Here is an 11,876-nt window from a genome sequence, read left to right as displayed (position 1 = left end):
GCGTTGATCAGTATGGATGCTTTGCTCTCACCCGAAATGATGCCGGTTGCACTCACTGTGTTGGGCTTGTTGCTCCTTGTACTGGTCGGAGCAGTGGTGATGCTGATGCGCCCATCGGCTACCGTCGATGTGTCACAGCGCCTTGAGACGTTTGCCGGCGGTAAGGTGCAAGAGCGCTCGAATGAACCAATTGCGCGACAGGCAATCGAACGGATCGACGCAGTGGTCGCCAGGAGTAAGCAGGGGAGTTCAATCAAGAATGAGTTGTCCCGTGCTGCTCTGAAGTTAACAGTGGCCGAGTTCTTCGGCTTGAAACTTGGCGCTGCCCTCCTGGGTGGGGTGTTCGGAGCATTTTTGGGACGGGCGAGTCCTTATGCTGCGCTCGCTTTAGGTCTGTTGTGTGCTATCATTTTCGCATTTCTCCCTGATATATACGTGAAAGTGCGTGCTGCACAGCGCGTGAAAGCATTCAATAATCAGTTGGGTGATGTGATAACGATGATGGCTAACGCCTTGCGTGGCGGCTATAGCTTTTTGCAAACGCTCGATATGGTTGCCCGCGAAGCACCAGACCCCGCTTCCACCGAGTTTCGTCGGGTTGTGCAAGAAGTTGGACTTGGTCGTTCAACCGAGGAAGCTTTGCAGAATTTGCTCCGACGGGTGCCGTCTGATGATCTTGATCTCCTCGTTACTGCGGTTAGTATCCAAATGGAAGTGGGTGGTAATCTGGCACAAGTACTCGATACCATCGGTCATACCATTCGTGAGCGCGTGCGAATCAAAGGTGAAATTTCAACGCTGACTGCCCAAGGTCGTATTTCATCGTGGATTATTACTGGTCTTCCAATCGGTCTAGCTGCGTTTATTACTGTTGTTAATCCTGAATATATGGCTCCTCTTTTTACATTTGGGCTGCCACCCCAAGCGTGGTGTTGCATGCCGGTAACGTCGCTGTTTATGATCGCATTAGGCTATTTTGCTATTCAGAAGATTATCGATATCGAAGTGTGAGGTGCAGCGATGATGGATATCTTAGTTCTCACCGGTGTTTTAGTGATAGGAGCTGCACTGATTATCATCGCCGTTAGGCAGATGAATCAGTCGCGTGCAATTAGTGAGCGTCTCGATCAATATACCGATGTTTCATTGTCGCTCGAAGAGTTGGAATTGCAGCAGCCGTTCCGCGAGCGTGTGCTTGTTCCAATGTTTCGCGCGTTGTTGAGTTATTTAGGTCGCTTTGGACTCAAGCAAAATCAGGAGCGCTTGCGGGCGAATCTGCAAATGGCCGGTAATCCCGGTAATATTTCACCCAATATGTTCATTGGGTTACGAATGGCGCTGGCTATTACGTTGGCGTTTGTCATCAGTCTCCTGGTGATAGGTCGCTTGCCGTTTATCCAGGCTCTGGCCGGTGTGGCAATTGTATTTATGATCGGCTATATTCTGCCTGGTATCTGGCTTGATCGTAAGATTAAAGAGCGCAAGAAGAATATTCTTAAAGCGCTCCCTGATGCGCTTGATCTGCTCTGTATTAGTGTTGAAGCAGGTCTCGCGTTCGATTTAGCACTGCAACGTGTGGCCCAAAAGTGGGACAACGAATTGTCGCACGAGTTTCAGCGTGTGCTGCAAGATATCCGGCTTGGCCGTACTCGCCGTGAGGCATTACGCGATATGGCAGTCCGTACCGGTGTCGAAGATGTGCAGACGTTCGTTTCAGCAGTGATCCAGGCCGATCAGTTGGGTGTCTCGATGTCAAAGATCTTGCGCATTCAGTCCGATCAATTGCGTACTCGCCGCCGCCAACGCGCTGAAGAGGCTGCCCAAAAGGCACCGGTTAAGATGTTGATTCCGATGGTCTTCTTGATCTTCCCGGCGCTGTTTGTTGTCATTCTCGGCCCCGCAGTGCCTCGGATTATGTCGGCATTGGGGGTGATGAATAGTGGCATGGGTAATTGAGTGTGAAGGTTCGAGTTGTAAACCAGACTCGGCGCGCTGTCCTCGCGTCGCACTGCGAGGTGGCGCGTACCTTTTTTTCTCGTGGCCGCGGTTTGTTGGGTCGCACCTCATTACCGGAAGGCGGCGGTCTGTTGATCGAGCCTTGTAACAGTATTCATATGCTGTTTATGCAGTTCCCGATTGATGCGATCTTTGTTGACTGTCATGGCAATGTGGTGGCACTGTATCCATCATTACCACCATGGCGCCTCTACGCCGGTCATCGCCACGCACGGTATGTGCTCGAACTTCCGGTTGGTGTGATCGCGACAACCCAGACGGCGCTCGGTGATCAGATCGTTATTCAGCCGACAACATAATAAGCGTTGTTTGAAGATGAGACAGCATCGTGTTGATTGGATTTGGCTGACGCCGGTGCTCGGCGTCGCTTTTGTTGTGTTGTATCTGACAACCCTCACCGGTGTCCATACGTATGATGCGCTTTCGTACATTCTCGATGTTGACCGTAAGCCGTGGCCGGAATTGTTCCATCCTCATCATCTCCTCTACGGTCCGTTAGGAGCTACAATCCGAGCCGTTGCCATTGGTTTGGGATGGCAGGGTAGCGCCGAATTGTGGCTGCAAGCTACCAACGCGCTGGTCGGTGTTGTCGGTGTGGTTGCAGTGTTCGTCCTCTGTCGTGTCGTGACTGGTACGACGGTACCGGCGCTGGTGGCAGCACTAAGCGTTGGCTCGAGCTATGCCTATTGGTACTACGCTGTCGAGGTTGAGGTCTATACGCTTGCTACTGTGGCCCTGATCGTTGCGTTGATCTTGTTGGTCCAATTGGTACGGACACCGCGCTGGCAGACGGCATGCTGGTTGGGGCTGATCAACGGGATTGCCGTATTGGCTCATCAAACTAACGTCTTGTTGGTCGTACCGGTACTGTTAACCATTGGATTAACGGTTTCCGATCTTCGTACCCGCTTGCGCTTTGCAATCGCTTATCTGCTCCCATTGGGACTTCTAGTTGGTGGGGCGTACCTTTGGGTCGCCTTTGGCGTGAGTGGGATGCGCCGTTGGCAAGATGTGTGGTTGTGGTTGACAGGCTATGCCCGCACCGGTTTCTGGGGAGGGGCGATTGATGCGTCTAAGCTGGCCGGCTTTGCTAAGGGCTGGCGTGAAACGCTGGCGATGAATGGTGGCGGTTGGGTGGGGTTGATTGCCCTCACCGTGTTACTAACCGGTTGGCGAGGAATTGCTCGGCTGCCCTTCCCGTTACTGGTTGGTGTCGTGAGTTGGTTAGTGGTGTATGGCCTGTTTTTTCTCTGGTGGGAACCGGACAATATCGAGTTTTGGATTGCTAGTTTACCACCGCTGGCAGTGCTGTTGAGTGCAGCATTGTCCGTTGATCATCCGCTTGAGCGGCTGCACACCGGTGGAGCCGGGGTGATCGGTTTACTGATCGCAGTCGTGCTCTTGAGCCTGAATCTGCCGGCAATTAAAGAGCGTGGAGATCCGACACGCGACCTCCAGCGTAGAATTGCGGCATCTTTGGTTGATGCCAGTAATCCCGGCGATCTGCTGATTGTTCCCGATGGAGTGCTCGAACTGTATTTACCGCACTACTGGCAGCGTGATACCGTTTACAGTCTGAATCAAGCAATGACTGCTGGCGGCGGTAATTGGTCTGTTGCTTGCCAACTTATTCGCCGACGGATCGACACAGCCTTAATGAGTGGCTACGCAGTGTTCATTGCCGATGACGCGCGACTGCCCTTGCCGGCGCCACCCGACCAGCCGCCTACCCCTGCCGAGCGGTTCGGTTTGGCTGCCGAAACGGTATCAGCTTGTTACACGCCGTTCGAGACAATGTTGCGTCCGTTGGGATTGGCCGATGATCTTCCTACCTATCGGATGATCCCAAGTGCAACGGCGCTCGCTGTCGGTGAGGGCTGGGATTTTCGTAATGGACGTTGGGGATGGCATGCAACCGGAGTTACGACTGAAACGATAATTACAACCGGTTGGCAGATGACACCGGCCATCGATCCAGCTTTGCTCAGCCCACCGGTGTCGTTCACGCTTGACCGAGTGACAGCACTAGAGGTTCGCATCGCCACCACGACGACGGCTCGTGATGCCCAGCTCTTCTTACTCGATCCGGCAGGTCAGACGAGTGAAGAACTCTCGGTGCATTTTACGCTTGATCGTGGGTCGGAAATGGCAACGTATCGGATTGATTTGACAGGATTAGCAGAACGGCTCGATCGGGTCGGTGGTTTACGCTTCGATCCGGTAGGTATTGGCGATGGTGGAACACTTATCGTTACGTCAATTCGGCTGATCTGGCGCTGAAGGGGGTGAACCGTCTCAAACTTCATGCCCGCTTAGGAATAAATACGTATAAAGTAACCCACCTGAACCAAGGGAAAGGATAAGTTTGAGCAAAAACGGCAGATCGGTTGGTGAGATAAATGCTTCGATCAGCCCTGCCGCAACTAATATCACGGCACAGCTGATCACGAGAATAATGGCGCGGCGCCTGGCGATCATCAGCGCATTCCGCCGGCTGAGTGTTCCCGTCCCGGACGTAAGATAGCCCACGCAAGTTGCAAACCGGCGCCACCGGCGATAAAAATGGCACTGAGTTCGAGCGCAAGATGGCCGATGACAAAACTCCACAAATTATCGGCGAAGGCGAAGCGTTGAGCAATCCCGGCAACAGTACCCAACAACAAGCCGTTTGTCAACAGAATATAGAAGGTGTAGATACCAAAGGTTATCCCACCGGCAAACGTGCGGATAGCAACATTCGTCATGATCTCGGCTGAAGCAGCAGCAGGCCCTTCGTTAATCCGTAACCACCACTCTTCACCGTTTTGAATCTGGGAGACAATACCGTCGATTCCGGGAACAAACGATTCACCCAAGGTCGGATCGCGAAATGCGGCGATAAACGCAATGATTGCCGGTAACAGAAAGACCAAGGCTGCGGTGAGCGTCATCAGCCAAGTTGCGCGAAACGTGCGCGGTAAGGTCGTGCGAAAGAACGTAAAAATCCGGTTTGGCTCGTTGAAACTGTAGCGATAGATAGTACCGTGGGCGCGGGCAACGAGCTGGTTGAGATACACAGTCTGTGGATGATCAGGGAAGTCGCGGCGTGCAATCGCTCGGTACAGACTTGGCGGTACAACTCACCCAATTCGCGTAGTTCCTCCGCCGGTAATTGGACAATGCTTTGATGCGCTTGATCAAGTAGCGCTTCAAGTCGCGCCCACGCGCTGCTGCGTTGCCGAATCTGACGGTCAGGTGTAATCATTGCTTGATGAGCGTACCGTTTGTTAACGGTTGGCCGAGCAGCGCTGCCGTCAGGAGTGACGGGTCTGGCCCAATCAGACGCACTTCAAGATCGGGAAGGGTCTCGACCAACTGCCACATCAATTCGAGTTTACTCCGCATCCCGCCGGTGACATCCGCAGCACGCGAGGCGCCGGCGCCGTGTAACACCTGTGCGATATTGGTGTGGTCGATCAGCGGGATTGGTTGGGCTGTCGGATCACGATGTGGATCGGCGGTATAGACTGCTGCTTCGCCGACGAGAATGATCCGTCGTGGGCGAATCGGGCTATGAAGGGCGAGAAAACGTAATAGTGCCTCGGTTGAGATAATCGCGGTGCCTTGCACGGTATCAAAGGCGACATCACCGTGGATCACGGGTACCAAGCGACGTTGCAATGCGGCACTAATAGGTCCGATCTCCCAGTGGGTAATTTGGCCGTGGGCACTGCTCAGGGAGGCCGATGGTTGCAAACAGACAGCCGGTACACCGGCTGTCAGCAGTGCATCAACCACAATCCGGTTGAGACGCAGGGCAGCGGCAGCAGTCAGCGCGAACCCGGTATGGTCAGCATCAATCGGTGTACCAAGATGGACACCATAGCGCGCGGCGTAGTGATGACCAAACGAACCGCTCCCGTGACCGAGCACGATGGCTAGGGTTGGATCGGCAGCGCGTGCTGCGGCAACTGCACCGGCCAATGCCTCGATTACAGCGAGATCGGCTGATTCACGACCGGTTTTATCGGTAATAACCGAACCACCGAATTTGACGAAGGTATACACAGCGTTTACGACGGAAAGATGATCAATACCCCTAATACGGTTATACCCCACAACACGATACTCAACGCTAACGGACGATCTTGCAACACCAGATCTTCGGGGGTGCCACCGCCGTCGCGCTGATAGATCAAATACAGGTAGCGAAAGATCGCATAGACCACGAATGGGATGGTGATCATGAGCATCGGAAACGGCTCTTTTGGGGCAACGGGTGCCGAAAAGGCTGTCATACTGTACGTCATCACGATGCTCGCTGTAACGATTGCCTGCATCTGATCGAGCAACGGGATCGAATACTCGTCAAGAATGCGCCGATGATTGCCGGCCCCATCTTCGAGTAACTTTAATTCGTGACGACGTTTACCAATACCGAGAAACAGGGCAAGTAGCCCCATACAAACGATCAGCCACGGGGTGATGATAATATCGATAACCGCAGCACCGGCAATCGCTCGTAAAATAAATCCGGCGGCAATAATTAAGATATCGAAAATGACGATATTTTTCAGCCAGAAACTATAAAGAAAACCCTGCACAATCACATAGATGCCTAGTATAAGAGCAAAATCGAGATCATTGTCAAGCCAGACGGCAAAGGGAAAGACGGTAATAATCAAAACAATGGCAGTTATCGTGGCGAGTGTCGGACTAAGTAGGCCGGCGGCGAGCGGACGGTAACGCTTTTTCGGATGAGCGCGATCTTTTTCGATATCGACAAGATCGTTAATCAGATAAATCGCGCTCGCCGCCATACAAAACGCGATGAACGCACCGATAACTCGCAAGAGCTGTATCGGTTCGGTATACCACAGTCGTTCTTCCGAAAAGGCAATTGCGGCGAAGACAAAGATATTCTTGATCCACTGCCGTGGACGCATTGTCCGCAACAGCGCGCGGAGTGACTGGATACTCAGTGGGGTGGTGCGTTCAATTGATTGAGAAAAATCTTTCATTTCTACCCTATGTGACATCGCTGCGATGCGCATTTGTCTTAATTGTACCACGAGTAATTAACCGCTCGTGCAGGTGTCAGTGTTTGCTCAACTTCTCTCATTCGTGTACAATGGCGCATAGACTATTGTCAACTGTACAATCGGGTAATTAATCTTTGCATCATGCGTGAATTGTTAATCGCTACCCACAATCCGGGAAAACTACGCGAGTTTGCTGCGATCTTTGCCGATCTCAACTTGCGGCTCTACTCCTTGAACGATCTCGGTATTACTACTGTGATTGAGGAGACCGGGCAGACATTTGCTGAGAATGCACGGCTGAAAGCCGAGGGTTACCGAGCGTTAAGTGGCTTACCGACACTCGCTGATGATAGCGGACTAGAGGTAGCGGCACTAGGTGGTGCGCCGGGTGTCCATTCAGCCCGTTACGGTGGAGTAACAGGTGCAGCGCAGTTGCAGTATCTGCTCGATCAAATGCGCGATATACCGTGGCACCAGCGCATAGCACGTTTCGTCTGTGTGATCGCTATCGCTCATCCCGATCATCCCACCGAGTTGGTCGAAGGTGTTCTCCCCGGAGTTATCGAATTCACTCCTCGGGGTAGTGGTGGGTTTGGATATGACCCTCTCTTTTACATTCTCGATGAAGATGCAACTTTAGCAGAGCTGAGTATCGAACGAAAAAATCAGATTAGTCATCGTGCTCAAGCGGCCCGCGCCGCACGTGAGATATTGGCTCGTTGGCAAAGTATGACCATCAACCCGTAGGAACGCCTGGTTGTGTGTTCCCTGGATTGGACACCCGGTTGTGCATGCTCGCAATAAAGGAGATGATCAATGCCGATCCAAAAAATGGATTACATCTGGTTCAACGGTGAGCTGGTGGAATGGGATAAAGCAACCGTTCACGTTATGGCGCATGTCATCCATTACGGCACCAGCTTTTTTGAGGGTATTCGCTGTTATGAGACGCCGCAGGGACCGGCCATTTTCCGTCTTACCCCTCATATGCAGCGGCTGATCGATTCGGCCAAGATCTATCGCACTACTATCCCCTATACGCTCGACCAGTTGGTTGCAGCAGTAAAGGAAACGGTACGCGCTAATCGTTTACGTTCTGGCTACATCCGGCCCGTCGTCTTCCGGGGTTATGGCGAGATTGGTGTAAATCCGCTGAACAATCCGGTTGAGGTTGCCATCGCTACGATTGAATGGGGAAAATATCTCGGTGCTGAAGCAATGGAACAGGGGGTCGATGTCTGCATTTCATCATGGAACCGCTTTGCCCCAAATACGATGCCGGCCTTAGCGAAGGCGGGTGGCAATTACATGAACTCACAGCTGATCAAAATGGAAGCGTTGACGAACGGTTACGCTGAGGGTATTGCCCTTGATGCTGATGGTCATGTGAGCGAGGGTAGTGGTGAGAATCTGTTTCTGGTGCGTAACGGTATCGTTTATACCCCACCGCTCACCTCTTCCATCCTGAGCGGTATCACCCGCGATACGGTGATGACCCTCTTGCGCGATCTGGGAATCGAAGTGCGTGAACAGATACTGCCACGCGAGATGCTCTATCTGGCCGACGAACTCTTCTTCACCGGGACAGCAGCCGAGATCACACCGATCCGTTCGGTTGATCGCATCCCAATCGGTATAGGCCGGCGTGGGCCGATTACTGCCGCAGTCCAGGCAGCCTTCTTTGGAATTGTTCAGGGTGAGCAGCCTGATCGCTACGGATGGCTGGAATACGCCTGACCGGATCATCGTTGAGTCGGTGCGTGTTCTATTCTAACCCGTCTGACTGATGCCAAGAGCGAGTTGCGCAACACTGATGCACCTCCTCTTGGCGTCAGTGTTGTGTGGCTGGAGACCATTGCCAGTTCTAGACAACATGCCGTATAATACAAATATATCTGTGCAAATGGTTTCTATATATAATGCAAATGCTTGACAAAACTGTCATCCGGTGTGATCGGGTTACGAAAACCTATACCGAGGGCGATGTGCAGCGCACGGTACTGCACGACATCACGATCACGGTCACTGCCGGTGAGTTCGTTGTGCTGCTCGGCAAGAGTGGTAGTGGGAAGAGCACCCTGCTGAATCTGGTGAGCGGGATCGATACCCCCACATCGGGGACGATCTGGGTAGCCGGTCAGCGGCTCGATCAGCTTAGTGAACGTGAACGAACGCTGTTTCGCCGTCATTCCATCGGGTTCGTGTTTCAATTCTACAACCTTGCCCCCACGCTGACTGCACTGGAAAATGTTCTGTTACCGCTGGAGTTGAACGGTCAACGCGGTGCGGCAGCGCGGTCAACAGCTTTAGCTATGCTCGATGCAGTTGGATTGGCAAATCGCGCTCATACCTACCCTGACCGTTTGAGCGGTGGTGAACAGCAGCGGGTGGCAATCGCTCGGGCGCTCGTCCATAATCCCGATCTCGTGTTAGCCGACGAACCGACCGGCAATCTGGATAGCGACACGGGTGCGCACGTGCTCGATCTGCTCGACCGGCTTACTCGCCAAGTGGGGAAAACACTCGTGATGGTGACCCACAGTCGCGAGATGATCGGGGTTGCCGATCGGGTGTTGCAATTACGCAATGGTCGAATCTTTGAAGATGCTTCATTGCCGACACGATGAGTAGCTTGTTAGCTGTAAACGATGAGATATTCAGCCGATCGCAAGGCGTATTGGTTACTGTAGCCTTGTTACCGGCATCTATATGATGAAGAGGTACAGTCAATTTTGAAATATAAGGAGGTACGTAACGAATGATCCATACCAACCACCATACAACCCCCAAAGCTCCACGCTGGATCAAGACCGAAGCAGGTTTGTGGGCGTGGGCTACGAATGAAGAGTGGCGCCGCTTCGCCGATCGGGCGCTGAGCGTGAGTGAACGTCAGCGATTGTTGGAAGAAGCTGAGCGGCTCCGTTCTCAGACGATGACTATTGCCGACCACGCTTAGTAGCGGGAATCGGTGCAATATAATTGCGGGTGGTACGATTGCCACCCGCATCATAGTTTAAGCAAAACATACGCTCATTCTTATTCCTCTGCTCTCACCCCTAGGACGATCCGACTACCGCGCGGAATGTAATCACCGTTGTTGAGACCAACATAACTATTCCCGGCTTCGCGTGCGGCGCTCACAACTTGATTCGGCGCATAGCGGTCAAAATCGGGAATACGATCACGTCCTTGCACATCAATAAATACGAGGATGACCCCCGGCGTATTGGCTAAAATGGCTTCTGCCTCTGCACGGCTGCGACCGATGACATCGGGAAAGCGCACGACATCGCCTAAGCTGACGTAGATCGTTACTCGATCACCCTGCGGAATACGCAGCGTAGCACTCGGTGATTGCCTGATGACGAAATCGGTATCAATCGTTGGATGTGGTTCCTTGACAATCTCCACGGCAAAGCCGGCGGCTTGCAATTGGTTAGCGGCAATATCTTCGCGGGTTCCGGTCACATTCGGTACTTCCACTAGCAATGGCCCTAAACTAACGGTGTACGATACCGGGCTGTTGACTTCGACAATGGTGCCGGGGGGTATGGTTTGCGTAATGACAATTCCCTGCGGTACATCGCGATTGTGTTCGCTGCTTGGCGCAGGGAGAAGCCGATTTTGCTGTAACCGTTCACGTGCTTCACCGTCACTTAGCCCCACGAGTTCTGGCACAGTTGTTGTCGTAACAAGGGTAGGTGTGGGGTCACTGTTCGTGCTTTGACCACCAGGCGATAGAGTTGTTGAGGGACGTATTGGGTTGTTTACAAACAGATTGTTAAAAACCCCGGTGCTGATCAGGAAAACGACGGCCAGTATTCCAACGAGCATCAACATGCCGACGAAAAATGCACCGCATCCCAAACCTTCTTGCCGAGAATTGCGTACCGCAGCTTGACGAGGGCTGGGAATAGCCGTCGGACGACTGGCGGTAATTTGCGCCGAACGCGGTGGGTTGGGATTGGGTGGGCGAGCCGGTGATGGTTCGAGTTGCGGACTGACAACGGTGACTTGGGTGACCAGTTGTTCGTAGTTATGCAATTCCTCGGCCAGCTCCAGAGCCGTGCGTTGGCGTTGGGTCGGATCTTTGGCGAGTGCCCGCAGAATAATCGCTTCGAGTGCCGCCGGGATGCGTGGATTATAACGCCGCGGTGGTGGGGGAGGCTCGCTGATGTGCTTCATCACCACAGCAACCGGGTTATCACCGGTGAACGGTAGCCGGCCGGTAAGCATTTCGTACAGCACGATGCCAACCGCATAAATGTCCGATTGTGGAGTTGCCGGGCGTCCTTGGGCTTGCTCAGGTGCAATGTAGTCGGCCGTACCCAACGTAATCCCGGTTTCGGTCATTGCCGTCGATAAATGACTTTTAGCGACGCCGAAATCGGTGATCCGTACTTGCCCGTCATCAGTGACGATAATATTTTGTGGCTTAATATCGCGGTGAATCAGACCGGCACGGTGGGCAGCGTGCAAGCCACGTGCGATCTGTTCGCCGATGCGAACGGCGCGTGGAACAGCAAACGGTGCTTCCCGGTTGATCAACTGCTTCAGCGTAACGCCGGCAACGTATTCCATCACAATATAATGTCGATCACCGTCCTGACCGACATCGTAGATGTCCACTAAATTGGGATGGCTGACCATTGCCGCAGCGTGGGCTTCATGCCGAAACCGGGCCAAGAAATCTGGATCGGTCATTAGGTGCGGGTGTGGGATTTTAATCGCAACTGGGCGTTGGAGGCGGAGATCACGGCCCAAGTAGACCCGAGCCATTCCACCTTCACCCAGCAGTTGTTCGATTTGATAGCGACCGTCAAGGAGTTGTGGTTGCAT

Annotated in this window: 13 protein-coding genes; 8 read left to right on the top strand and 5 right to left on the bottom strand. The window is 53.1% G+C overall.

Annotated elements, in window-relative coordinates:
• The first annotated feature begins 12 nt into the window (after positions 1-12).
• The 4 genes from ACP5OT_RS08785 to ACP5OT_RS08770 are packed head-to-tail and all read left to right on the top strand — an operon-like array spanning position 13 to position 4,296.
• Positions 13-1,011: a type II secretion system F family protein gene (locus ACP5OT_RS08785; RefSeq protein WP_424674456.1), complete on the top strand. Its 999-nt coding sequence runs from the start codon at positions 13-15 to the stop codon at positions 1,009-1,011.
• 9 nt (positions 1,012-1,020) lie between these two features.
• Positions 1,021-1,956: a type II secretion system F family protein gene (locus tag ACP5OT_RS08780; RefSeq protein WP_424674455.1), complete on the top strand. Its 936-nt coding sequence runs from the start codon at positions 1,021-1,023 to the stop codon at positions 1,954-1,956.
• A gap of 2 nt (positions 1,957-1,958) precedes the next feature.
• Positions 1,959-2,315, top strand: coding sequence for a DUF192 domain-containing protein (locus ACP5OT_RS08775; RefSeq protein WP_424674454.1), 357 nt, complete (start codon positions 1,959-1,961; stop codon positions 2,313-2,315).
• 16 nt (positions 2,316-2,331) lie between these two features.
• Entirely contained in the window at positions 2,332-4,296 is a 1,965-nt protein-coding gene (locus ACP5OT_RS08770; RefSeq protein ID WP_424674453.1) for a glycosyltransferase family 39 protein, read from the top strand.
• A 15-nt stretch (positions 4,297-4,311) separates the two neighbouring features.
• Here the strand turns inward: ACP5OT_RS08770 and ACP5OT_RS08765 are convergent, their stop codons facing one another.
• From ACP5OT_RS08765 to ACP5OT_RS08750, 4 genes are all read right to left on the bottom strand, one after another.
• Entirely contained in the window at positions 4,312-4,494 is a 183-nt protein-coding gene (locus tag ACP5OT_RS08765; RefSeq protein ID WP_424674452.1) for a hypothetical protein, read from the bottom strand.
• Positions 4,494-5,072 (bottom strand): stage II sporulation protein M, encoded by a 579-nt coding sequence (locus ACP5OT_RS08760; RefSeq protein WP_428131938.1) that lies wholly within the window; start codon positions 5,070-5,072, stop codon positions 4,494-4,496. The genes ACP5OT_RS08765 and ACP5OT_RS08760 overlap by 1 nt, the downstream gene beginning before the upstream one ends.
• A 184-nt stretch (positions 5,073-5,256) precedes the next feature.
• Complete coding sequence (locus tag ACP5OT_RS08755; RefSeq protein ID WP_428131936.1) at positions 5,257-6,063, bottom strand: isopentenyl phosphate kinase; 807 nt, start codon at positions 6,061-6,063, stop codon at positions 5,257-5,259.
• A 5-nt stretch (positions 6,064-6,068) separates the two neighbouring features.
• A complete protein-coding gene (locus tag ACP5OT_RS08750) occupies positions 6,069-7,016 on the bottom strand; it encodes a decaprenyl-phosphate phosphoribosyltransferase (RefSeq protein ID WP_424674449.1) in 948 nt (315 codons plus the stop codon).
• A gap of 162 nt (positions 7,017-7,178) precedes the next feature.
• On the opposite strand from ACP5OT_RS08750, the gene rdgB reads away from it, so the two are divergent.
• The 4 genes from rdgB (at position 7,179) to ACP5OT_RS08730 (ending at position 9,993) form a co-directional block, all read left to right on the top strand.
• Entirely contained in the window at positions 7,179-7,784 is a 606-nt protein-coding gene (rdgB, locus tag ACP5OT_RS08745; RefSeq protein WP_424674448.1) for an RdgB/HAM1 family non-canonical purine NTP pyrophosphatase, read from the top strand.
• A gap of 69 nt (positions 7,785-7,853) precedes the next feature.
• On the top strand, positions 7,854-8,774 hold the full coding sequence (locus ACP5OT_RS08740) for a branched-chain amino acid transaminase (protein ID WP_424674447.1): 921 nt from the start codon (positions 7,854-7,856) through the stop codon (positions 8,772-8,774).
• A gap of 182 nt (positions 8,775-8,956) precedes the next feature.
• Positions 8,957-9,664 (top strand): ABC transporter ATP-binding protein, encoded by a 708-nt coding sequence (locus ACP5OT_RS08735; RefSeq protein WP_424674446.1) that lies wholly within the window; start codon positions 8,957-8,959, stop codon positions 9,662-9,664.
• A gap of 131 nt (positions 9,665-9,795) precedes the next feature.
• The gene (locus tag ACP5OT_RS08730; RefSeq protein WP_424674445.1) at positions 9,796-9,993 is read left to right on the top strand and encodes a hypothetical protein; all 198 of its coding nucleotides are present in this window, start codon (positions 9,796-9,798) and stop codon (positions 9,991-9,993) included.
• Positions 9,994-10,073: 80 nt separating this feature from the next.
• Here ACP5OT_RS08730 and pknB read toward each other — a convergent pair whose 3' ends face one another.
• On the bottom strand, positions 10,074-11,876 hold the full coding sequence (pknB, locus tag ACP5OT_RS08725) for a Stk1 family PASTA domain-containing Ser/Thr kinase (protein ID WP_424674444.1): 1,803 nt from the start codon (positions 11,874-11,876) through the stop codon (positions 10,074-10,076).

The sequence above is a fragment of the Chloroflexus sp. genome, from assembly GCF_049970315.1.
GTDB lineage: Bacteria > Chloroflexota > Chloroflexia > Chloroflexales > Chloroflexaceae > Chloroflexus.
The sequence above is the reverse complement of the archived record's forward strand: the minus strand, read 5'-3'. Positions and strand labels throughout refer to the sequence as shown.